This is a genomic window from Streptomyces lusitanus (genome assembly GCF_042647945.1).
In the GTDB taxonomy this organism is placed as follows: domain Bacteria; phylum Actinomycetota; class Actinomycetes; order Streptomycetales; family Streptomycetaceae; genus Streptomyces; species Streptomyces pseudogriseolus.
In genome coordinates this window covers 473,301-494,578 of record NZ_JBHRWL010000007.1, presented here as the reverse complement: position 1 = coordinate 494,578, position 21,278 = coordinate 473,301, and the positions used below count along the sequence as shown (strand labels likewise).

Sequence of the window (21,278 nt, the reverse complement as noted above, 5' to 3'; positions counted from 1 at the left end):
CGGCGGGCGGTCCGTCCCGATGTGCGGGTCCGCCGGGTTCGGTGTTGTGTGGGGATCATGCGGCGCGAGGACGGGCGGCCCGCCCCCGGGGACGACGTCGAGGCGGTCCTCGACGAGCTGTACGCGCTGCCGCCGTCGGACTTCGTCGCCCGGCGGGAGGAACGCGCGGCGCGGGCCCGGACCGAGCGCCGCGCCCAGGACGCCCGCCGTATCCACGCCGCCCGCCGCCCCACCCTCGCCGGCTGGGCCGCGAACCTGCTGCGGCGGTCGCGGCCCGACGAGGCGCGGCGGTTCCTGGAGCTGGGGCGGGCGCTGCGGGAGGCGTACGCCACGCTCGACCCGGGCGGTCTGAAGGAGCTGTCGGCGCAGCGGCGGCGCATCGTCTCCGAGATGTCGCGGCAGGCGGCGGCGCTGGCCCGGGAGGCGGGCCATCCGCTGTCGGACGCGGTGCAGCGGGACGTCGAGACGACGCTGCGGGCCGTCCTCGCCGACCCGGAGGCGGCCGCGGTGTGGGAGGCGGGGCGGGTGGAAGGGGTGCTGACCCCGCCCTCGGAGTTCGGCGCGGAGGCGGTCGCCGCCGCGCCGCCCCGCCCCGGGCCCGCGCCCGCCCGGACGCCGCGCGGGGACACGGCGGCGCGGAAGCAGGACGCGGCGGCCGAGCGGCGGCGCGCGGAGCGGGAGGAGCGCGCGGCACGGGCCCGGGAGGAACTGCGGGCCGCCGAGGAGCGGCTGCGGGAGCGGCGCGGGGCCCGCGAGGCTGCCGCGGCGGCGCTGGAGGAGGCCGGTGAGCGGGAGCGGAAGGCCGGAGAGCGGGTGGCCGCCCTGGAGGAGCAGCTCGCGCAGGCGCGTACGGAACGGGAGCGGGCGCGTGCCGGGCTCGGCGAGGCGCGCGAACGCGACCGGGCGGCGGCGGAGGACCTGGCGGGGGCCGAGCGCGAGGCGGCCGCCGCCGCGCGCTCGGCCGACAAGGCGGAACGGGCGGAGAGGGGCGAGGCGTGACGGGGCACACGAGACGGCAGGGCGGGGAGAGACAGGTGCGGGTCTCCGGGTACCCGGGGGCCGCGCCCGCCCGCGGAGCCGGCCGGGCGGGGGCGCCCGGACGGAGCGGAGCACGGGAGGTGCGTCACGTGACGGAGCGGGAGCGCGCCGCCCGGCGGACGGGGGGCGCGGGATGAGGGACGACGACACGCGGGACACGGCGGGCGGCGCAGTGGCCCCCACCGTTCCGGCGTCGGCGGTCTCGCTGCTGGCGTCCTTCGACACCGGGGCGTACGTGGTGGACGCGCAGGGCGCGGTCGTGGCCGTGAACGCGGCGGCCGAGAAGCTGCTGGGGCGGCCGGCCGCGGACTTCCTCGGCCGTGACGCGCACGAGCTGCTGCACCGCAGCCGGTACGGCGCCACCCTGCCGCGCGCCCAGTGCGGGATGCGCCAGGCCTACATGGCGGGCCGCACGGTGCAGTCGGAGGAGGAGTGGTTCGAACGCGGCGACGGGTCCCTCGTCCCGGTGTCCTGGCTGGTCACCCCGTGCCGCACGGACGACGGGGCGGCCCGCACGCTGGTGCTGTTCCACGCGCCGCGCGACCCGGAGGAGACCCGCACCCCGGGCACCCGGTTCGGCAGCCCGCTGCCCGAGCTGGAGCGGCTGGCCCTGCTGGCGGAGACCACCACCCAGCTGACCGCCACCCTGGACGTCGGGCAGGCGCTGCGCAGGCTGGTGCGGCTGGTCGTGCCGCAGCTCGCCGACTGGGCGGTCGTCGACCTGGTCACCGAGCACGGCCGGGTGCACCGGTCGACCGTGGTCCACGCGGTCCACGGCGACCTGCTGCGGCGCGAGGACCTCGAAGGGCCCCTCTCCCCCGTCCCGGAGGACTCGCTGCTGCCTCTGGCGCGGGCGCTGCGCGGGGTCTCCCCCGCACTGGCCGGGCCCTCCCCGCACGCGGCGGCGGACTCCTCCCCGCTCGCGGCGGAGCAGGGCCGCCTCTTCGCCGAGTCCGGCATCCACTCGGCGGCCGTCGCGCCGATACGGGGCGTGCGCGAGGTGCTGGGCGCCCTGACCCTGGGCCGCGCCGAGCAGCCGGAGGCGTTCACCACGGACGACCTGCCGCTGCTGGAGGACATCTGCCGGCGGGCCGGTCTGGCGCTGGACAACGCCCGGCTCTACGAGCGTCAGCGCACGGTCGCCGAGACCATGCAGCGCCATCTGCTGCCGCAGCTGCCGCACGTGCCAGGCCTGGAGATGAGCGCCCGGTACCTGGCCGCGCCGGACGCCTCGCAGGTGGGCGGCGACTGGTACGACGCGTTCGTGCTGTCGAACGGGGCGACGGCGCTGGCCGTCGGGGACGTCGTCGGGCACGACCTGGACGCGGCGGCGGGCATGGCGCAGATGCGCAACGTGCTGCGGGCCTACGCGTGGGCGCAGGAGGACCCGCCCAGCGCCATCGTCTCCGGACTGGACCGGGCGGCCGCGCACATCACCGACGTCACCATGGCGACCCTGCTGTTCGCCCGCATGTCCCGTACGGACGACGGACGGTGGACGCTGTCGTGGACCAACGCGGGCCACCCTCCCCCGCTGTTGGTCACCCGGGACGGCGAGGCGCGTTTCCTCACCGGCGGGCACGGCATGCTGCTCGGCACCGGCCTGGACCGTCCGCGCCCCGACGAGGAGACCGAAGTGCCGCCCGGGGCCACGCTGTTGTTCTACACGGACGGTCTGATCGAGGAGCCGAGCCGGTCCCTGGACGAGGGGCTGGAGCTGCTGCGCGAGAACGCGGCCGCCCTGGCGGAGCATTCGCCGGCCCGGTTCACCGACCTGGTGCTGGAGCGGACCCGCCCGGCCGGCAACGACGACGACGTGGCCCTGCTCACGGTGCGCGTCCCCGTGGAGTAGCGGCTCCCGGGACGTCCCAGGACCGGCCGTCGGCCACCCGGCCGGAAACTTGGCATAGACCTGCCATGATCAATTCGCTAAGCTTCGCCCCGACTCGTTCGAGAGCGCTCTCAGACGCGTGTGTTCCACCCCCACCTTTGCTGGAACGACGAAGGGCGACCTTCCATGAGACGACGCACCGGGCTCACGCATGCGGCCGTGGCCGCAGCGCTGCTGATCGGCAGCTGGGCCGCAGCCGGCACACTCCCCGCCTCGGCGCAGGAGGCCCCCGCCTCCGCCGCGGCCGACACCTCCGCGCCCGCCTCCCTGGGGCTGCTCGACGCGATGCAGCGCGACTTCGGCCTGACCCGCGCCGAGGCGGAGGACCGGCTGGCCGCCGAGAGCCGGGCCACCGCGCTGGCGCCCAAGGCCCGCAAGACCGCCGGATCCGCCTACGGCGGCTCCTGGTTCGACGCGCGGAGCGGCAAGCTGACCGTCGCCGTCACCCCGGACGCCGACGCCACGACCGTACGCACCCTGCGGAAGTCCGGTGCCGCCGTCCGCACCGTCGCGCACACCGAACGGCAGCTGAACACGGCCAAGTCCCGCCTCGACCGTCTCGACGCCCCGGCCGGTGTGGCCAGTTGGGCCGTGGACCCGGCCGCCAACGCGGTCGTGGTGAACGTGGTCGACGACCGGCAGGCCGACAACGATGTCCGCGCCTTCGTGCGCAAGGCCCGCGCGGCCGGCCCGGTGACCGTGCGGACGGTGACGGACGTCCCGTCCACGTTCGCCGCGGGCACGGTCGGCGGCGACCCGTACTACACGGGCAACGTCCGCTGTTCCATAGGCTTCTCGGTGCACGGCGGCTTCGTCACCGCCGGGCACTGCGGGGGCGCGGGCCAGGAGGTGCGTGGCTGGGACGGCTCGTACATCGGGAACTTCCAGGGCTCCTCGTTCCCGGACAACGACTACGCCTGGGTGAACGTGGGCAGCGGCTGGTGGACCGTGCCGGTGGTGCTCGGCTGGGGCACCGTGTCGGACCAGTTGGTGCGCGGCTCGAACGAGGCCCCGATCGGCGCCTCGATCTGCCGTTCGGGCTCCACGACCCACTGGCACTGCGGCAACGTGCTGGCCAAGAACGAGACCGTGAACTACAGCCAGGGCGCGGTGCACCAGATGACGAAGACCAGCGTCTGCGCCGAACCCGGTGACTCGGGCGGCTCGTTCATCAGCGGCGACCAGGCGCAGGGCGTCACCTCCGGCGGCTGGGGCAACTGCTCCGGCGGGGGCGAGACCTGGTTCCAGCCGGTCAACGAGATCCTCAACCGCTACGGGCTGACGCTGCACACGGCCTGACACACCTCGCACACGAGCGGGCCTCGCCGAACTCCCCGGCGGGGCCCGCTCCTTGCGCTGTGCGGACGCTCGACGGTCCGGCGTTCACAAGAGTTACCGGTCCGTAACTTACTCGTGGGTTACCAGCGGTAAGTGAGCGCTGTTAGTTTTCGGCTTCATCTTCCGCAGCCGCAGCGAGGAGCAAGCCGTGAGCCGTATCAGCAGCGTGCTGACCACCGTCGTCGCGACGACGGCCTGCGTGTGCGCGTCCGCGTCGCCCGCCGCGGCGGCCGACCCCGTCGTGTCGCGCGGCGTCACCATCCCCGCCTTCTACACCCCGCCCGCCGAACTCCCGCCGGGCAACGGCGAGCTGATCCGCCACGAGCCCCTGCGCCTCGGGCTGAGCCTGCCCGGCCTGGGCGGCCGCCGGCTGCCGGGCACGGCCACCCGCCTGATGTACACCTCGACCGACTCGAACGGCGAGCCGGTGGCCGTCACCGGCGCCTACATCGAGCCGTCCGCGAACTGGAAGGGCGCCGGACCGCGCCCCCTGGTCGTCGTCGGCCCGGGCACCATGGGCCAGGGCGACCAGTGCGCGGCCTCCCTCGCTCTGGAGCACCCGCTGACCCTCACCGGGCGCACCGTCTCGTTCGGCTACGAGACCCTCGCCGTGTACCGGCTGCTCGCCACCGGCGCGGCGGTCGTCGTCACCGACTACGTCGGCCTCGGCGCCACCGACCGGCTGCACACCTACGTCAACCGCGTCGACGAGGGCCACGCCATGCTGGACGCGGCCCGCGCGGCGCGCTCCGCGCCCGGCGCGTCCGTCACCGCCGCCTCCCGGGTGGGGATGTACGGCTACAGCCAGGGCGGCGGGGCCAGTGCCGCCGCGGCCGAACTCCAGCGCTCCTACGCGCCCGACGTCCCGCTCGCCGGCACCTACAGCGGTGCGCCGCCCGCCGATCTGACGGAGGTGACGAAGGGCATCGACGGCAGCGCGCTGGCCGGTGCGCTGGGCTGGTCCATCAACGGTTTCGCGCAGGCAGCGCCGGCGCTGCGGGACGTCGTCGAGGCGAACCTGAACGACGCCGGACGCAAGGCGCTGAAGGACATCTCCACCACCTGCGTGGGCGACGCGATCCTGGGCTACGGCTTCACCAGGAGCAGCAGGTGGACGAAGAGCGGGAAGTCCGTCGGCGAGATCATCGCCGGCGAGCCCGCCGCCCAGGCCGTGCTGGACGACCAGCGCCTCGGCCGGCTGCGGCCCACCGGCCCGGTCCGGGTGGCGACGGGCGTGCGGGACGACATCGTGCCGCACGCGCAGGCGCGGCAACTGGCCGTGGACTGGTGCGAGAAGGGCGCCGACGTCACCTACAAGGCGGTCAGGCTGCCGAACCTGGGCGACAAGCTGATCACCAACCACCTGGTGCCGCTGCTGACCGACCAGGGCGACGCGGTGGACTGGCTGGCCGACCGGCTCGCGGGCAAGGCCGCGCGCTCCACCTGCCGGATGCTGCCCGCGCAGCCGTGAACACCGCACAACGGCACGAGCCCCGTCCCGCTGCTGCGGGACGGGGCTCGTGGAGCGGAGCGCCGGGCAGGCCTTGCACCTGCATCTCCCCGCAGGAAGCGGGGCGTCTTTCCTTGGACCACCAACGCACGGTCGGGCGGCGGAGGTTCGTCCTCGCCTTGACCTGAGACAACCATAGCGGTAATCGCCTCAGCCGTCACATCGGTCACGCGAACAGCCCGGCGGGGGCGCGTTCGAACTTCTGCTCGACCTCCGCCCGTTCGGCCGCGTTCGGCAGGGCGGACGTGCAGGACGGCCCGGCGCTGGCGCCGGACATCAGGCTGGAGCACGGGCCCGGCTTGCGGTCCGGCAGGCCCAGCATGTGACCGAGTTCGTGGGCGGCTATCCGGACCGTGTTGTGCCCCTCCGCCACCGCCTCCCGGCCGAAGTACACGGTGCCGTTGCCCAGGCTCCCGGGCACGGAGCGCGGCCAGCCCTCGTCGACGACGATCCGGATGTCCGCGGAATCGCCGGACTTCACCGGCCGCAGCTCCACCGCGTCCACGCTGTCGTTCCACACCGCCGCACCCCGGTCGACCGCGGACGCGAACTCCCCGGCGCGGCTGGTGTCGTAGGTGAGCACCCGGGTGTCCCCCGCGGGCGCCGCCGTGTCCGCCGTCCTCACGGCCTCGGCCTGCCCGCCCACGACGGGTCCGGACAGGACGAGCACGGCGGCCACGGCGCCGGTGAGCGTACGGATCCGCATGGTCGACCTCCTGTGGGGGGAATACGCGGCGGTCGGAGTGCCGCTCCGGAGCGGCTTCCCGCCGCCCGGCCGGTCAATCACCGGACCCCGGCGATTCAGAAGTCCCGCCGCTCAGTCCCATGCGACGTACCGGTTGGACTTCCGGATCACTCGGGGGCACTGTGGGCCCAGGAGCAACACCGTCCCACGGGACACCCCGCACGACCACCGGAGACCGCACCGATGAATCACCTCGCCGCCCCCGACCGCTACGACGGCGCCATGCGCTACCGGCGCACCGGCCGCTCGGGGCTGGACCTGCCCCTGCTGTCGCTCGGCTACTGGCACAACTTCGGTGACGACCGGTCCTTCGAGAGCCAGCGGGCCATCGCGCTGCGCGCCTTCGACCTGGGCATCACCCACCACGACCTGGCCAACAACTACGGCCCGCCCTACGGCTCCGCCGAGATCAACTTCGGCCGGCTGATGCGGCGCGACCTGGCGCCCTACCGGGACGAGATGGTGATCTCCACCAAGGCCGGCTGGGACATGTGGCCCGGCCCCTACGGCCAGGGCGGCGGCTCCCGGAAGTACCTGCTGGCGTCCCTGGACCAGTCCCTGAAGCGGATGGGCCTGGACTACGTGGACATCTTCTACTCGCACCGGCTGGACGCCACCACGCCGCTCGAGGAGACCATGGGCGCCCTGGACACCGCGGTGCGGCAGGGCAAGGCGCTCTACGTCGGCATCTCCTCGTACGACGCCGAGCGCAGCCGTCAGGCGGCGGAGATCCTGCGTGACCTGGGCACCCCGCTGCTGATCCACCAGCCGTCGTACAACATGCTCAACCGCTGGATCGAGACGGACGGGCTGCTGGACGTGGCCGACGAGGAGGGCTTCGGCGTCATCGGGTTCACCGCCCTGGCGCAGGGGCTGCTCACCGGACGCTACCTGGACGGCGTGCCGGAGGACTCGCGGGCCGCGGCGGGCACCTCGTTCGACGCGGGCTGGCTGACGGACGACATGCTGCGCAGGCTGCGGGCGCTGAACGACGTCGCGGCCCGGCGCGGGCAGACCCTGGCGCAGCTGGCGCTGGCCTGGGCGCTGCGCGACCCGCGGGTGACGTCGCTGGTCATCGGCGCCTCACGCCCCGAGCAGCTGGAGCAGAACGTGGCCGCGCTGGACAACCTCGACTTCACCGCCGAGGAGCTGGCCGAGATCGACGCGCTCGCCACGGACGGCGGCGTCGACCTGTGGCGGGACGCCCGGCTCGGCGCGCTCGGCTGACCCGCGGCCGGGCGGAGTGAGGTGTGCCCCGCCCGGTTCTGGGAACTGAGGTGCAGCAGACCCGCTCGGCCCCCCACCTCCCGGACGGCCCCCGTGCAGACCTTCCTCCCCTACCCCGACTTCTGCGGAACCGCGCTGGTCCTGGACCGCAAGCGGCTCGGCAAGCAGCGGGTCGAGGCGCTCCAGGTGCTGCGCGGGCTGATCGTGCCGGGCTACGGCTGGCGCCGCCATCCCGCGGTGCGCATGTGGACGGGCTACGAGGAGGCGCTGGTGCGCTACGGCCTGGAGATCTGCCGGGTCTGGCGCGAGCGGGGTCACCAGGACAGCTGTGCGGCCACCCTGGTCGCCGACCTGGCCTCGGTCCGGCCCGGGGCGCCGGTGCGCGACCAGGACGAGCTGGCCCGGGCCGGTGAGCTGCCGCCGTGGCTCGGCGACGAGGCCGTGCACCGCAGTCACCGCTCGGCGCTGGTGCGCAAGGACCCGGACGTCTACCGGGGGCTGTTCCCCGACGAGCCCGACGACCTGCCCTACTTCTGGCCGTCCTCCGACCGTGACCCGGAGGCCGCGGCCGGCTGAGCCCCGGCGCGCCTCCCTCGTGGAAGGCGCGCCGGGGCGTCATCCATGCCTCAGCGGCCGGAGAGGTACTCCTCGACGCCGGGGGCGGTGTGCGCGTCCTCGGCGTTCACCACGCCGCCGACCGCCTTCGCGTCCGGCTTGAGCACGTACGTCTCGGTGCTCGCGGGACGGTTCACGTCGGAGAAGTCCTGCGGCGTGCCGAGCCCGGTGTCGGCGTCGGACTGCGAGCGGTGCGCCTTGACGACGTCCTCCCGGGTCAGGCCGCCCGCCTCGCAGGCCTTGGCCAGGTCGGCGCCGATGAGCTTCGCGGCGTTGTAGCCGGACAGCACGCCGGAGTCGACGGGCGAGTCCGGGTACTTCTTCTTGTACGCCGCCACCATGGTCTTCACCCCGGGCAGGTCGGAACTGACCGCGGGCGCCGCACTGACCACGTTCAGCATGGCGGCGAGGGCGGGCGCGGCCGGCGTCTCCATCAGCTGGGGCGCGAAGCCGGGGGCGTTGCTGACCACGGGAACCTTCAGCCCGCGCGAGGCGGCGACGCCCACCAGGGAGGCCGTCTGGGCGGGTCCCGCGCTGATCAGGACGGCCTTGACGCCCTCCTTGCGCAGCGCCGACACCTGCGCCGACAGATCGGAGTCGGTGGCCTGGATCTTCTGCCCGGCCACCTTCATCCCGGCCTGCTCGGCCGCCCAGGTGGAGCCCTCCAGGGCGTTGGCGCCGTAGTCGCCCTCGAAGTAGACGTGGCCGATGGTGTCGCCCTTCTTCAGGCCCTTGGTGCGGGTGAGGAAGTCCACCGCGGCGATCATGTCGACGTCGTAGGTGGTGCCGAGCACCTGGACGGCGTCCTTGCCGAGCAGGGAGGCCGCCCAGGCCTGCGGGAAGGTGAGCATCTTGTCGCGCTCGATGTCGTCCAGCAGGGCGGCGACCACCGGGGAGCCGATGACCTGCGGCAGCGCCACCACGTCGGGGGCGATGTCGGCGTAGGCGGTGACGGCCTTCTGCACGTCGTAGCCGTGGTCCTTGACGACGATCTCCACCTTGCGGTCGCAGATGCCGCCCTTGGCGTTGGTCTCGTCGGCCCACATCTGCTGGGCCTGCACGATGCTCTTGCCGAGCGTGGCGTAGGGGCCGGTCAGGTCGGTGAGGGCGCCGAGTCTGATGGTGTCGTCGTCGACGCCGGGCCCGGTGCGGACGCCGTCGGCGGCGTCGCCCTTGTCTCCGTCCTCCGCCTTGGAGCTGCATCCGGTGGCCGCGAGCAGCAGGGCGAGGGTGCCGGCGAGGACGGCCGAGGCGGCGCGGATCCGGGGGCGGCGGGTGTGTCCGGTGTTCACAGGGTGTGCTCCTTGGGTCGTGCGGCCGCGGCCGGCGGCGGGGGCGAGGGAACGGCGGGGTCGGGGGTCGGGGTGCGGCGGCGCCGCAGACGGTCACGGGCCCGGCGGGCGATTCCGTGCAGCCCGTCGGGCGCGTACAGCAGGACGAGGACGATGGCGGCGCCGTAGAGGTAGCGGGCGGCCTCGGTGGGGCCGACCGCGCCCTCGGCGGAGCCGGGTGCGGCGACCAGCGGGAGCTGGTCGGCGTAGCGGGTCATCAGCAGCGGCAGGGCGGTCACGAAGACGGCGCCGGCGGTGGCTCCGGCGACCGAGCCGAGGCCGCCGATGACGATCATGGCGAGGTAGTCGACGGACAGCACCAGCGAGAAGTAGTCGGGCACCACCCGGCGGAAGGCGAGCGCCAGCAGCACCCCGGCGAGGCCGGCGTACATCGACGACACCACGAAGGCGGCGGAGCGGTGCCGGGCCACGTCGACGCCCATCACGGCGGCGGCGGTCTCGCTGTCGCGGAGGGCGGCCAGCGCCCGGCCGGGGCGGGAGCGCAGCAGGCCCCGGGCGGTGAACCAGGTGACCGCGAACAGCGCCAGGCCCAGGAACCACAGCCGTTCCTCCGCGCCGAACGGCACGCCGAGGACGGTCAGTTCGTCGGCCGCGTCGAAGGTGAAGCCGCCGAGCGAGAGCGGGGGCACGGAGCGGCCGTTGAAGCCGCCGGTGACCGACTCGGCGGTCAGCAGGACGTGGTGGCCGAGGAAGACCAGGGCGAGGGTGGCGATGCCCAGGTAGATGCCCTTGACCCGGCCGGCGACGGGACTGAACAGCCCGCCGGCGAGGCCCGCCATGAGCACCGCGAGGGGCACGGCGAGGGCCGTCGGCAGCCCGGGCCCGGGGTCGCCGGCCAGCCAGGTGTAGCCGTACGCGCCGACGGCGAGGAAGAAGGCGTGGCCGAGGGACAGCTGTCCCGCGGTCCCGCTGAGCAGGGCGAGGCCGGTGGCGCCGATGGCGGCCGCCATGGAGAACAGGCCGATGCGCAGCCAGAAGGCGTCCAGGTAGAACGGCGGCAGGCACAGCAGCACGGCGACCGTGAGCAGGGTGGCGCGGCGGCGGGTGAGGAGCGCGGTGATCCGGTCAGACACGGGCCGCTCCCTTCGCGCCGAACAGCCCGTTGGGCCGCACGAGGAGCACGAGCAGCATCACGGCGTACGGGGCGACGTCGCCGAACCCCTCGCCGAGGACGTGCAGTTCGGACTGGTAGCCGACGACGAGCGCCTCGGTCAGCCCGATGACGAGACTGCCTGCGAGGGCGCCCGTCGGGGACGCCAGTCCGCCGAGGATGGCGGCGGGGAAGGCGTTGAGCGCGATCTGGCCGGTGGTGCGCTCCAGCCCCGGCGCGGGGAACGCGGCGAGGAACACCGCGGCCAGCGCGGCGAGCGCGCCCGCCAGGCACCAGGCGCCCGCCCGTACCCGGCCGAGGCGTACGCCCATCAGCGCGGCGGCCTCCATGTCCTCGGCCGCCGCCCGCAGCGACAGGCCCCAGGAGGTGAACCGGAACAGGGCGAAGACCCCGGCGATGACCACGGCCGACACGGCGATGGCGGCGAGCCGGCTGTCCGCGACGGTCAGCGGCCCCAGTTCGGTCACCGCGTCGCCCCACGGGTCGCCGAGCGTCAGCAGATCGCCGCCGATGCGCCGGGCCAGTTCGGTGAGCAGCACGATGTCGATGCCGATGGTGACGATGGTCTGCACGTGCGCGGAGTGGGCGTCCTGCCCGCCGCGCTGGAGCAGGAACCGGTCCAGCGCCCCGGCCAGGGCGGCCGTGGCGAGGACGGCGAGGGCGAGCGCCCCGGCGAAGCCCAGGTCGTCGTGGAGGACGGCGACCAGGTAGCCGCCGAACAGCAGCAGGGAGCCGTGGGCGAAGTTGAGCACGCCCGAGGCCTTGAAGATGACGACGAAGCCGAGGGCGACCAGCGCGTACACCGCGCCGAGGGCCAGTCCGCCCAGCAGGCTGTCCAGGAGATCCGTCATGCCGCGTCCTCCCCGGTCGCGTCGGTGCCGAGGTAGGCGCGCAGCACCTCGGGGTCCTGGCGGACCTCGTCGGGCGTGCCGTGCGCGATGGGCCGGCCGAAGTCCAGCACGGTGACCTCGTCGGCGAGGCGCATCACCAGACCCATGTCGTGCTCCACCAGCACGACGGACAGGCCGAGTTCGGCGCGCAGTTCGCCCACCACCTCGGCGGTGCGGGCGCGTTCGGCGGCGTTCATCCCGGCCACGGGTTCGTCGAGCAGCAGCACACGGGGCTCCAGGCAGAGGGCGCGGGCGAGTTCGACGCGCTTGCGGTCGCCGTACGGCAGGAGGCCGACGGGCGCGTCGAAGTGGGCGCCGAGACCGGTCAGTTCGGCGATCTCCCGGACGCGGGCGAGGTGCTCGCGCTGTTCGCGCCGGGCACCCGGCAGCCGCAGGGCGCTCGCGGTGAAGCCGGCCCGGGTGAGGGCGTGCCGGCCGAGCATCAGGTTGTCGGCGACGGTGCCCTGGGTGGTGACGATGTTCTGGAAGGTACGGGCCACGCCGAGCGCGGCGATGCGGTGCGGGGCGAGCCGGGTGAGTTCCGTGCCGCCGAGCGTCACCGTGCCGGCGGCGGGCCGGCACAGCCCGGACAGCACGTTGAAGCACGTGGACTTGCCGGCGCCGTTGGGCCCGATGAGCGCGTGCACCGAGCCGGGGGCGACGGTGAAGGACACCCCGTCGAGCGCGGTGAGCCCGGCGAAGCGCACGGTCACGTCCCGTACGGCGAGCTCGGGCGGTGCGGTGGTGGTGCGGTCGTTCACGCGGCCCCCTGGTCCTGCGCCGTCTCGCCCAGGTACAGGCGGCGTACGGCGTCGGTGCGGGCGAGTTCCTCGGCGGGGCCCGACAGGCGGGTCTCGCCGACCTCGAGGACATGGGCGTGGCTCGCGAGGGACAGCGCCATGCCGGCGTTCTGCTCGACGAGGAGCACGGCGGTGCCCTGCGCGTTGATCTCCTGGATCACCTCGGCGATCCGGTACACCATCTGCGGGGCGAGGCCGAGGGAGGGCTCGTCCAGGAGCAGCAGGCGGGGCGCGGCCATCAGGGCGCGGCCGATGGCGAGCATCTGCTGCTCGCCGCCGGACAGCAGTCCCGCCGGCTGGTGGGTGCGTTCGGCGAGCCGGGGGAAGAGCGTGAAGACGCGGTCGCGGGCCTCCTGGATCTGGGCGCGTCCGCGCCGTCCGAGCCCGAGGCCGCCGGAGCGGAGGTTCTCGTCGACGGACAGTCCGGCGAACACCCTTCGCCCCTCGGGCACTTGGACAACTCCGGCGCGGACCGCGGCGACCGGGTCCTTGCCGTCGAGCACCGTGTCGCCGTAGCGGATGCGGCCGGCCGTGACCGCGCCGCGGTGCAGGCGGAGGGTGCCGGAGACGGCGCGCAGCAGCGTGGTCTTGCCGGCGCCGTTCGCGCCGAGCAGGGCGACGACCGCGCCGGGCGGCACGGTCAGGGACACGGAGCGGAGGGCGGACAGCGCGCGGCCGTACGTCACGTCGACGTCCTCGACGTGGAGTGCGGGCGGGTTGTCCGGTGGTGCTTCGGGCATCACGGCTCCTCGGGGTCGTCGCGCGGGGCGGCGACGGCTTCGGGGGATGGGGCGAGGGGTGCTTACGACAGCACGGGGGTGCGGAGGGGGTACAGCGGTGGGGCACCGCACGCTGCGGTTTCCCAACGGGGGTGGGGGTCGGTTGTGCGGGTGCCCAGGCGGGCGGGCGGGTTGTGTCGCGCCCCAGGGGCGAGTCGCCTCCGGCTGTCGCGTGGAGGCGGGGTGGTGGGGGTTGATCGCGCAGTTCCCCGCGCCCCTGGACGCCCTGGGGGCGAGCCGCTTTCGGTTGTCGCGCGGGTGCGGCCGGGTGGGGGCTGGGCGCGCAGTTCCCCGCGCCCCTGGACGCCCTGGGGGCGAGCCGCTTTCGGTTGACGCGCGGGTGCGGCCGGGTGGGGGCTGAGCGCGCAGTTCCCCGCGCCCCTGGACGCCCGAGGGGCGAGCCGCTTTCGGTTGACGCGCGGGTGCGGCCGGGTGGGGGCTGAGCGCGCAGTTCCCCGCGCCCCTGGACGCCCTGGGGGCGAGCCGCTTTAGGTTGTCGCGCGGGTGCGGCGGAGTGGGGGCTGGGCGCGCAGTTCCCCGCGCCCCTGAACGCCCGAGGGGCGAGCCGCTTTCGGTTGTCGCGCGGGTGCGGCCGGGTGGGGGCTGGGCGCGCAGTTCCCCGCGCCCCTTGGGGCGCGTCAGGGGTGGAGGAGGTTGCGGGCTGTCAGGGCCAGGGTCGTTTCGACCAGGTCCGCGGGGCGGGAGAGGGAGCGGCCGGTGAGTTGTTCGTAGCGGCGGAGGCGGTTGAGGACCGTGTTGCGGTGGCAGTAGAGGCGGCGGCCTGCCCGCTGGGCGGAGCCGTCGCAGGCCAGCCAGGTGGCGAGGGTGTCGAGGAGGACCTCGGCCTCGGCGGGGTCCAGGGCGGCCAGCGGGCCGAGCAGCCGGTCGGTCAGCGCGGCGGCGAGGTCGGGGCTCGACGCGACCAGCGCCGCCGGCAGGTGCTCGGTCAGCCGGACCGTGCCGCCCGCCTCGGGGCACAGCCGCAGCGCCGTGTCCGCCAGCCGCCGCGCCTCCCCCACGGCGGCCAGTCCGTCGACCGTGCCGCTGACGCCCACCCGTACTCCGGGAGGCTGTTCGTCCGGGAGGATCGCCGCCGCGTCGCCCTCGACGAGGACGATGCCGTGATCGGTGTCCGCGCCGGTGTGCCAGTGCACGCGCACATCCGGGGCCAGGACCGCCTGGGCGCCCGCACAGCCGGCTGACCGTGTCCCCTCGACGGCGACGACGGCGTACCGGCCCTGCTCGGGCAGGCCGAGCGCCTCCGCCGCCTCGGGCAGGTCGGCGATCCTGCTGGTGCCGTCCAGCAGGGCCGCGGCGAGCAGTCGCACCCTGTTCTCCTTCCGCCACGCCAGCCGGCGCTCGGTCTGCCGGTAGGCGTCGGCGACGACCGTGCAGTGCTCGTCGACGAAGTCCCAGACGTCGGACGCGACGTGCACCAGCAGCCGTACGTCCTCAGGCGCCGTCCGGGACGTCTCGTCGACCAGGCCCTGCCAGACCAGGGAGCCGCCCAGCCGGAAGGCGTGCAGCACCGCGTCCAGCGGCAGGCCCTGCTCGGCGCGGGTGGCGCCGATCTTCCAGGAGCAGCGGCGCGCCCCGTCGCGGGCGCCCCGCGGGTCCAGCAGCGAGTTGATGCTGTGCCGCAGCGAGCGGTGCACCTCCTGCCAGGTGGCGGCGGCGTCGCCCTCGACGGCGGTGCGGTAGGCCGGCTCCTGCTCCTCGAGCACCGCGACCAGCCGGTCGGTGAGCTGCGGCAGGTCGTCCAGCAGGACGCGGGCGGCCCGGTGCAGCACGCGCAGCGCGTCGGCGTCGATCAGCGACCGCACGCGTGGCGTCCGCGACCGGGGTGCGGGCACGGGTCCGGGACGCAGCAGGGTTCGTGGCCGTACGGCGTGAGGCATCGCGCATTCCCCCCAGGGTCGGGCTTCCCGGCGGTGCCCGTGCGGCGGCCCCGTACCGGCGCCCGGCAGGTACGGGGAGCCCACGGGCCGGCCGCCGTCGGACTCGTCCTGCCCCGAAGGATGGCATACCGTCCGGTCGGTCCCTAGAGTCGTGCACCGGTCTTTTCCTCTTGCTCGACCAGACGCACCAGCTCGACCCGGGAGCGCAGGCCCAGCGTGGCGAACACGTTCCGCAGGTGGTAGTCGACGGTGCGGGTGCTCACGGAGAGGCTGAGGGCCACCTCACGGTTGGTGGCGCCCTCGGCGACGTACCGGGCGATCCGCAGCTGCTGCGGGGTGAGACGGGCGAGGCAGGGGGGCGCGGCAGGGGCCGCGGCGGGGGCGGCGCCGCCGGCGCGGAGTTCGGCGGCGGCCTGCTGCGCCCACAGGCGGGCGCCGCAGCGTTCGAACCCCAGGCGCGCCTCCTCCAGGCGGGTGCGGGCCTCGCGGAGCCGGCGTCTGCGGCGCAGCCACTTGCCGTAGAGCAGTTCGGTGCGGGCGCGTTCGAAGTCGCCGGCGGTGTCGTCGTGCCGGTCCAGGGCGCGGCGGTACAGCTCGTCGGCGGTGTCCGGGGCGGCCAGCAGGGCGCGGCAGCGCAGGAGTTGGGAGGGGGCCTGCGGGTCGGCGCCACAGGCCGCCCACAAGGCGAAGCTCTCCACGACCGCCGCCGCGTGCTGGGGCCGGCCGGCGGACGCGGCCGCCTCCACGAAGCAGGGGACGGCGAGCATCCATACCGCGAAGTGGCCGCGGCGGGCGCCGGGTTGTACCAGCGGGCCGAGCCGCTGCGCAGCCTCGCGGGGGCGGCCGGCGCCGAGGTCCGCGCGGGCGGCCGCCCAGTGGGCGAGGGTCGCGGCCTGGGCGAGTCCGTGGCGGCGGGCGGTGCGCAGGGCCGCCTCGGCGTGCTCGGTCACGAGGTCCGCCTCGCCCTCGATGGACGCGGCGAGGGCGAGGACGGCGTGGTGGTGGGCGGCGGTGTTGCGCTGCCCGGCGCGCGCGGCGGTGCGCAGGCCCTCCTCGGCGTGGGTGCGGGCGAGCTGGTGGCGGCCTGCGCGGAGTTCGGCGTACGCCAGGTATTCGAGGGCGCGCGGTTCGAGGGCGGCGGAGCCGGAGGTACGGGCGGCGGCGAGGGCGCGGGCGCCCGCGCGGCGGGCGGAGGTGACGTCGCCGAGCATCAGGGCCGCGGCGGCCGAGCGGAGGAGGTGGTCGGGGTCGCTGCCGCGCAGGCCGTGGTCGACGACGCGACGGAGGGGGGCGGCGGCCAGGTCGAAGCGGGCGAGGAGGACGGCGCGCAGGCCGTCGCGGTGGTCGCGGGAGGGGTCGCCGTCCGGCGGGGGGTTCGTGGGCGGGGTGCACGCCGTGCGGGATGCCGTTGCGTCCGCCCGTGCCGCAGAGGCGTCCGAGGCCGTCGGTGTGCCGCTTCTCGGGACGCGGACGCAGGCCTCGGCCAGAGGGAGGGCCGGGGGTGTGCGGGTGGGGGCCAGGGCCGAGAGGCAGGCGGCGGGGTCGCCCGCGGACCAGGCCGCGTCCGCCGCGGCGAGCGTCGCGCGGGCCGCGGCGGGCGGGGGTAACAGGTCCGCCGCCAGCAGGAAGGACTCCCGGGCGTCCTCCACCGGACCGTCGGCCAGGAGTAGCGCGCCGCGCAGCAGCTCCGCGCCGCCGCGCACCGACGCGGGCGCGGAACGGCCGCGCGCCAGCTCCAGCAGGCGCAGGGCGTCGGCTGTGCGGCCGGCGAGGAGTGCCTGCTGCGCGGCGGCGAGGTGGAGGCGGGCGCGTCCCGTCCCGTCCGGGGTGAGTTCGGCCGCGCGGGTCAGGGCCCTGCGGCGGAGGGCGGGCGGCGCCGTGCACGCCGGGTCGGTCGCCGCCCGGGTCAGTGCGGCCGCCACGGCGGAGGCGGGGCCGGTGACCGCCCAGGAGCGGTGGAGGAGCGGGAGGATGCCGTCCGCCTCCGTCGCGGCCTCGGCCAGGGCGAGATGCGCGGCGCGCCGGTGTCCGGGGGGCGCGGTGGCGTACACCGCGCGGAACATCAGCGCGCTGCGGAAGCGGAGCCGGCCCTCGCCTCGGGTCAGCAGGTCGGGCAGGGGGCCGTCGGACGCGGAGGGACACGCGCGGAGGACGAGTTCCTCGTCCGCGTCCTCCTCCCCCGTCGCCCGTGCGGCGGCGGCCGTGGTCAGCAGCAGGCCGCCGGGGTCGTCGGGCAGGCGGTCGCCGGCCACCTCGGCCAGCACCTCACCGGTGACCAGCAAGGGGGGCAGCGCCCGCCGTCCGCTCAGCTGGGCCGGCGACAGGCGCCGGACCAGGGCGAGCAGCAGCGCGGGGTTGCCCTCGGCCGCCGTGATCAGTTCCTCCCGTACGGCGGGGTCGACGGCGCCGTCCGCGGCGTCCCGGACCAGCGGTGCCGCGTCCGCGGGGGTGAGCGGGCCGAGGCGCAGGACGGGCAGGTCCGCCAGCTCGCGGGCCACGCGGCGATGGGCGGGGACGGTGACCAGGAGGGCCGCCCGTACCCCCGTCTCCCGGATCCGCGCGGCGGTGCGGGCGAGCGCGGCGCGTGCCGGCGCGTCCCACAGGTGGGCGTCGTCCACGCACAGGAGGAGCGGGCGGGCCGCCGTGGCCGTCCGGAGGACGTCGTCCAGCTCGTGCGCCTGGCCGGCACGGAGGTGCCGCACCGGGCCCGCGCGGAAGAGGCGGGCGGCGTGGTCGAGGAACGTGGTGCGGCCGCAACCGGGTTCACCGGTCACGACACGGACGCCGCCGTCGGTGCGCAGCGCGTCCAGCAGCTCGGCGGTCAGCCGCTGACGCGTGGTCGTGTGTCCGGTCATTTTCGTGACCTTACTCACGCGTAAGGTCACGCGGAAGGTGGACGTCCGTCGCCCGTTGAACGGCGAACAGCCGTGTCACCAGCGGCTTTCACGTGGTGCCGTACACCCCGGACTGTGCGGGGGCCCATGGACGGCGGCGGCCCGCGGTGCCCGCGCACAACGGCGGTGGCGGCCCGCGCCGTGCGCGGACCGCCACCGGTGGGTGTCGTCAGGAGGTGTGCGGGCAGTTGCCCCGCGACTCCTCGACGGTGAGGCTCGGCCGCGGCAGCGGGCACAGGAACTGCTCGTACCGGGTGTCGTTGTCGATGAAGCGCTTCAGCCACGACACGCTGTACTTGGCGATCGTCGTGTTCGACGAGTTCGGGGTGAAGTGGGTGGCGTTGTTCAGCTCCACGTAGGCCCGGTCCAGGGAGGACGGGAGGTTGTTGTAGAAGGGCTCGGCGTGGCTGGCGACGGGCGCGATGGTGTCGCCGTCGGCGCCGAAGATCAGGGTGGGGGTACGGACCTCGGACCAGGTCTTGTCGAGGTTCCAGGGCGTCAGCGGGATGGCGGCCTGGAGGGACGGCCGGTCCTTGGCGGCTTCGAGGGAGCCGCCGCCGCCCATCGAGTGGCCCATGACGCCCAGTCGGCTGCTGTCGACGCGGTTGCGGACGGAGCTGCGCTGGGTGAGGTAGTCCAGCGCGGCCAGCAGCTGGTCGCCTCGGGAGGCGGGCTGGTCCAGGGTGGTGTTCGTGTCGATGGTGAACACCACGAAACCCTGGGAGGCCAGGCGCGGGCCCAGCCAGGAGATGGACGACTCGAGCGCGGTGTAACCGGGTGAGATGGCGACGGCGCCGAAGGTGCCGTCGGCGGTGGTCGTCGGGTAGTAGATCGTGCCGCCGCCGAAGCCGGTCGCGGAGAGCCGGGAGACGGACGTCTGCGAGACCGCGTACGGGCCGCGCAGGGCCTCGATGCTGGACTCGGTGGGCGCCGGTCCGCGCTCGTAGGGGTTGTCGGCGGCGGCGTGTGCGCCGGGGCCGGTGAGGGTGCTGAGGCCGATGACGGCGGCGAGCGCGGTGGTGAGGCCGGCGAGGCGGCCGGTGCGGAGGCGCGTGCGGGTGCCTGTGCGTGTCCGCGGGCTGGTGTGGGGGTGCTGGTGCACGACGAGTGGTCCTCTCTGTCACGGCGGGTCGCCCGGGCGGCCGGGGCTCGGGATCACTGCGAGGGCTGGGGAGCCGGGCCTCGGCCGGGGGCGGTGCCTTTTGACTGGCGGTGCCACTGTCGGGGGGGTGGGGGTGGGTGGGGATCGGTGAAATCACCGGTGTTGTGGGTGGGGGGTGTTCACCGCGGGCCGGTGGGGGGTGAGTGCGCGGTTCCCCGCGCCCCTGGGGGGCCGGGGGTCGCGTCAGGCCGCGGGGCGGTGGGGGTAGGGCGCGCAGTTCCCCGCGCCCCCGGGGTGGCCGGGCGCCGTGACAGGGCGCGGGACGGTGGGGGTTGAGCGCGCAGTTCCCCGCGCCCCTAGGGGGTGGCCGGGCGCCGTGACAGGGCGCGGGGCCGTGGGGGCTGAGCGCGCAGTTCCCCGCGCCCCCGGGGTGGCCGGGCGCCGTGACAGGGCGCGGGGCCGTGGGGGCTGAGCGCGCAGTTCCCCGCGCCCCCGGGGTGGCCGGGCGCCGTGGCAGGGCGCGGGACGGTGGGGGTTGGGCGCGCAGTTCCCCGCGCCCCTGGGAGGCTGAGCGCCCGGTTTCTCGCGGCCCTGGGGCGTCAGGACGTTGCTGTCAGGGTCAGTGAGGCGGCCGCCGTGGCGAGGTAGAAGCCGGGGAACGCGAGGTTGTGCAGGACGCGGGCGCGGAGGTGGAAGGCGATCGCGCCCAGGTAGAACAGGACGAGACCGCAGGCCGCGACCACGCCGAGAGGGCGCAGCGCGGTGACGAAAGTGCCGAGGAGGAGGCCCGCCGCGCCGGCCAGCTTGAGGACGGCCAGCCACGGGAGCCACGCTCGCGGAACACCCACCTGCGCCGAGTTGGCGATCACGAAGCGTGCCCCGGCGAGGTCGGCGGTCGCGATGGCCACGTTGACGGCGGCGGTGAGCACGGTGACGAGGACGAGTGCGAGTGGGGTAGCGGTCATGTCTCCAGGGTTGTCAGGTGTCCGGGCACCGTCCAATACCTGCTTCTATAACCTGGAGGCATGGATGTGGACACGCGTGCGCTCCGGTACTTCGCCGCAGTGGCGGAGGAGGGCAGCCTGACCGGGGCCGCGGAGAGGCTGTTCGTCTCGCAGCCCGCGCTGACCAAGCAGATCCGGCGCCTTGAGGACGATCTCGGCGTACGGCTCTTCGCGCGTTCGCGGTCGGGGATGGCGCTGACCGAGGCCGGCCGCGAGTTCGCCTCCCGGGTGCCCCCGCTGCTGGACGGATGGGACGAGGCGGTGCGGGCGACCGGCCGGGCGGCGCGGGTGCTGCGGCTCGGCTTCCTGGACGCGGGCGCGGTGGGAGCCGTCCCCGAGGTCATCACCGCGTTCCGCCGCGCGCGGCCGGAGTGGCGGGTGGAGCTACGGCAGTTCGACTGGTCGGACCCGAGCGCGGGCCTGGCCCGGGGGGAGGTCGACGCCGCGGTGGTGCGTCTGCCGTTCCCAGGTCAGGAGAGTTTCGCGGTGCGGGAGTTGTTCGCCGAGGAGCGTGGCGTGCTGCTGCCGGCCGGGCATGCGCTGGCGACCCGCGAGACGGTGGACTTCCGCGAGCTGTGGGACGAGCCGTTCGTCGCCGCCGAGGCCGACGCCGGGGCCTGGAAAGATCACTGGCTGGGGGCGGAGGAACGGGACGACGAGCACCCCGTCCGGGTCGGCGCCGTGACCAGCCGTCCCGACGAGTGGCTGGGAGCGGTGGCCGGCGGGAACGTGGCGCTGGCCCCCGCGTCGGCGGCCCGCTTCTACTCACACCCGGGTGTGGTGTTCCGGCCGGTTCGCGGGCTCTCACCTACCCGGGTGGGGCTGGCCCGGCCTCGAGGGCGGGGGCGGGAGCGGGGGCGCGGGCATGAGGCGGTGCTGGATGAGTTGTTGCGGGCCGTCACGCGGCGGCTGAGCGGGGGTCCCTGAGGGGGCTGGTGTTGGCGGCAGCCCGCGGGCCGGTGGGGGTTGAGCGCGCAGTGCCCCGCGCCCCTTCGGGGCATGTGTGGGCCCGGGCGGGGTACCCGGGCGGGCGTGTTCACCGTCGGAGTCGGCGCTGACGGTGGCGGGGACGGCGCTCCGGCTT

17 protein-coding genes are annotated in these 21,278 nt (G+C 75.2%); 7 read left to right on the top strand and 10 right to left on the bottom strand.

Annotated features, from left to right (window positions below):
* Positions 1 to 57: 57 nt before the first annotated feature.
* From ACFOSY_RS14105 to ACFOSY_RS14090, 4 genes are all read left to right on the top strand, one after another.
* The gene (locus tag ACFOSY_RS14105; protein ID WP_394307124.1) at positions 58 to 999 is read left to right on the top strand and encodes a hypothetical protein; all 942 of its coding nucleotides are present in this window, start codon (positions 58 to 60) and stop codon (positions 997 to 999) included.
* A 172-nt stretch (positions 1,000 to 1,171) separates the two neighbouring features.
* Positions 1,172 to 2,890 carry a SpoIIE family protein phosphatase gene (locus ACFOSY_RS14100; RefSeq protein WP_394307123.1) on the top strand — a complete coding sequence of 573 codons (1,719 nt, stop codon included), beginning with the start codon at positions 1,172 to 1,174 and terminating at the stop codon, positions 2,888 to 2,890.
* A 165-nt stretch (positions 2,891 to 3,055) separates the two neighbouring features.
* The gene (locus ACFOSY_RS14095) at positions 3,056 to 4,228 is read left to right on the top strand and encodes a S1 family peptidase (RefSeq protein WP_394307122.1); all 1,173 of its coding nucleotides are present in this window, start codon (positions 3,056 to 3,058) and stop codon (positions 4,226 to 4,228) included.
* 187 nt (positions 4,229 to 4,415) lie between these two features.
* A complete protein-coding gene (locus ACFOSY_RS14090; protein WP_394307121.1) occupies positions 4,416 to 5,738 on the top strand; it encodes a lipase family protein in 1,323 nt (440 codons plus the stop codon).
* A 205-nt stretch (positions 5,739 to 5,943) separates the two neighbouring features.
* On the opposite strand, the gene ACFOSY_RS14085 is transcribed toward ACFOSY_RS14090, so the two are convergent.
* Positions 5,944 to 6,483 (bottom strand): snapalysin family zinc-dependent metalloprotease, encoded by a 540-nt coding sequence (locus ACFOSY_RS14085; protein WP_394307120.1) that lies wholly within the window; start codon positions 6,481 to 6,483, stop codon positions 5,944 to 5,946.
* Positions 6,484 to 6,705: 222 nt separating this feature from the next.
* On the opposite strand from ACFOSY_RS14085, the gene mgrA reads away from it, so the two are divergent.
* Both mgrA and ACFOSY_RS14075 read left to right on the top strand, forming a co-directional pair.
* Positions 6,706 to 7,749, top strand: a complete 1,044-nt coding sequence (gene mgrA / locus ACFOSY_RS14080; protein WP_394307119.1) for an L-glyceraldehyde 3-phosphate reductase — start codon at positions 6,706 to 6,708, stop codon at positions 7,747 to 7,749.
* Between the two features lie 93 nt (positions 7,750 to 7,842).
* Complete coding sequence (locus ACFOSY_RS14075; protein ID WP_394307118.1) at positions 7,843 to 8,325, top strand: MSMEG_6728 family protein; 483 nt, start codon at positions 7,843 to 7,845, stop codon at positions 8,323 to 8,325.
* Positions 8,326 to 8,375: 50 nt separating this feature from the next.
* Here the strand turns inward: ACFOSY_RS14075 and ACFOSY_RS14070 are convergent, their stop codons facing one another.
* The 9 genes from ACFOSY_RS14070 to ACFOSY_RS14030 all read right to left on the bottom strand — a co-directional run bounded on the left by ACFOSY_RS14070 (position 8,376) and on the right by ACFOSY_RS14030 (position 20,155).
* Positions 8,376 to 9,656 (bottom strand): ABC transporter substrate-binding protein, encoded by a 1,281-nt coding sequence (locus ACFOSY_RS14070; RefSeq protein WP_394307117.1) that lies wholly within the window; start codon positions 9,654 to 9,656, stop codon positions 8,376 to 8,378.
* Complete coding sequence (locus ACFOSY_RS14065; RefSeq protein ID WP_394307116.1) at positions 9,653 to 10,789, bottom strand: branched-chain amino acid ABC transporter permease; 1,137 nt, start codon at positions 10,787 to 10,789, stop codon at positions 9,653 to 9,655. The genes ACFOSY_RS14070 and ACFOSY_RS14065 overlap by 4 nt, the downstream gene beginning before the upstream one ends.
* Positions 10,782 to 11,678: a branched-chain amino acid ABC transporter permease gene (locus ACFOSY_RS14060; RefSeq protein WP_006133030.1), complete on the bottom strand. Its 897-nt coding sequence runs from the start codon at positions 11,676 to 11,678 to the stop codon at positions 10,782 to 10,784. The genes ACFOSY_RS14065 and ACFOSY_RS14060 overlap by 8 nt, the downstream gene beginning before the upstream one ends.
* Positions 11,675 to 12,478, bottom strand: a complete 804-nt coding sequence (locus ACFOSY_RS14055) for an ABC transporter ATP-binding protein (RefSeq protein WP_394307115.1) — start codon at positions 12,476 to 12,478, stop codon at positions 11,675 to 11,677. The genes ACFOSY_RS14060 and ACFOSY_RS14055 overlap by 4 nt, the downstream gene beginning before the upstream one ends.
* The gene (locus tag ACFOSY_RS14050) at positions 12,475 to 13,257 is read right to left on the bottom strand and encodes an ABC transporter ATP-binding protein (RefSeq protein ID WP_394307114.1); all 783 of its coding nucleotides are present in this window, start codon (positions 13,255 to 13,257) and stop codon (positions 12,475 to 12,477) included. The genes ACFOSY_RS14055 and ACFOSY_RS14050 overlap by 4 nt, the downstream gene beginning before the upstream one ends.
* A 677-nt stretch (positions 13,258 to 13,934) precedes the next feature.
* Positions 13,935 to 15,194, bottom strand: coding sequence for a PucR family transcriptional regulator (locus tag ACFOSY_RS14045; protein WP_394307113.1), 1,260 nt, complete (start codon positions 15,192 to 15,194; stop codon positions 13,935 to 13,937).
* Between the two features lie 143 nt (positions 15,195 to 15,337).
* On the bottom strand, positions 15,338 to 18,049 hold the full coding sequence (locus ACFOSY_RS14040; protein ID WP_394307112.1) for a helix-turn-helix transcriptional regulator: 2,712 nt from the start codon (positions 18,047 to 18,049) through the stop codon (positions 15,338 to 15,340).
* Between the two features lie 208 nt (positions 18,050 to 18,257).
* Complete coding sequence (gene bdeA, locus ACFOSY_RS14035) at positions 18,258 to 19,190, bottom strand: bis(hydroxyethyl) terephthalate hydrolase (protein WP_394307111.1); 933 nt, start codon at positions 19,188 to 19,190, stop codon at positions 18,258 to 18,260.
* A 599-nt stretch (positions 19,191 to 19,789) separates the two neighbouring features.
* A complete protein-coding gene (locus ACFOSY_RS14030; RefSeq protein ID WP_394307110.1) occupies positions 19,790 to 20,155 on the bottom strand; it encodes a DoxX family protein in 366 nt (121 codons plus the stop codon).
* Positions 20,156 to 20,215: 60 nt separating this feature from the next.
* On the opposite strand from ACFOSY_RS14030, the gene ACFOSY_RS14025 reads away from it, so the two are divergent.
* Positions 20,216 to 21,121, top strand: a complete 906-nt coding sequence (locus ACFOSY_RS14025; protein ID WP_394307109.1) for a LysR family transcriptional regulator — start codon at positions 20,216 to 20,218, stop codon at positions 21,119 to 21,121.
* Positions 21,122 to 21,278: the final 157 nt, after the last annotated feature.

Excerpts from the sequence above, each read along its gene's own strand:
- ACFOSY_RS14105 (WP_394307124.1), top strand. The coding sequence starts at position 58 with ATGCGGCGCGAGGACGGGCGGCCCGCCCCCGGGGACGACGTCGAGGCG.
- ACFOSY_RS14100 (WP_394307123.1), top strand. The coding sequence starts at position 1,172 with ATGAGGGACGACGACACGCGGGACACGGCGGGCGGCGCAGTGGCCCCC.
- ACFOSY_RS14095 (WP_394307122.1), top strand. The coding sequence starts at position 3,056 with ATGAGACGACGCACCGGGCTCACGCATGCGGCCGTGGCCGCAGCGCTG.
- ACFOSY_RS14085 (WP_394307120.1), bottom strand. The coding sequence starts at position 6,483 with ATGCGGATCCGTACGCTCACCGGCGCCGTGGCCGCCGTGCTCGTCCTG.
- mgrA (WP_394307119.1), top strand. The coding sequence starts at position 6,706 with ATGAATCACCTCGCCGCCCCCGACCGCTACGACGGCGCCATGCGCTAC.
- ACFOSY_RS14060 (WP_006133030.1), bottom strand. The coding sequence starts at position 11,678 with ATGACGGATCTCCTGGACAGCCTGCTGGGCGGACTGGCCCTCGGCGCG.
- ACFOSY_RS14050 (WP_394307114.1), bottom strand. The coding sequence starts at position 13,257 with ATGCCCGAAGCACCACCGGACAACCCGCCCGCACTCCACGTCGAGGAC.
- ACFOSY_RS14045 (WP_394307113.1), bottom strand. The coding sequence starts at position 15,194 with ATGCCTCACGCCGTACGGCCACGAACCCTGCTGCGTCCCGGACCCGTG.
- ACFOSY_RS14040 (WP_394307112.1), bottom strand. The coding sequence starts at position 18,049 with ATGACCGGACACACGACCACGCGTCAGCGGCTGACCGCCGAGCTGCTG.
- ACFOSY_RS14030 (WP_394307110.1), bottom strand. The coding sequence starts at position 20,155 with ATGACCGCTACCCCACTCGCACTCGTCCTCGTCACCGTGCTCACCGCC.
- ACFOSY_RS14025 (WP_394307109.1), top strand. The coding sequence starts at position 20,216 with ATGGATGTGGACACGCGTGCGCTCCGGTACTTCGCCGCAGTGGCGGAG.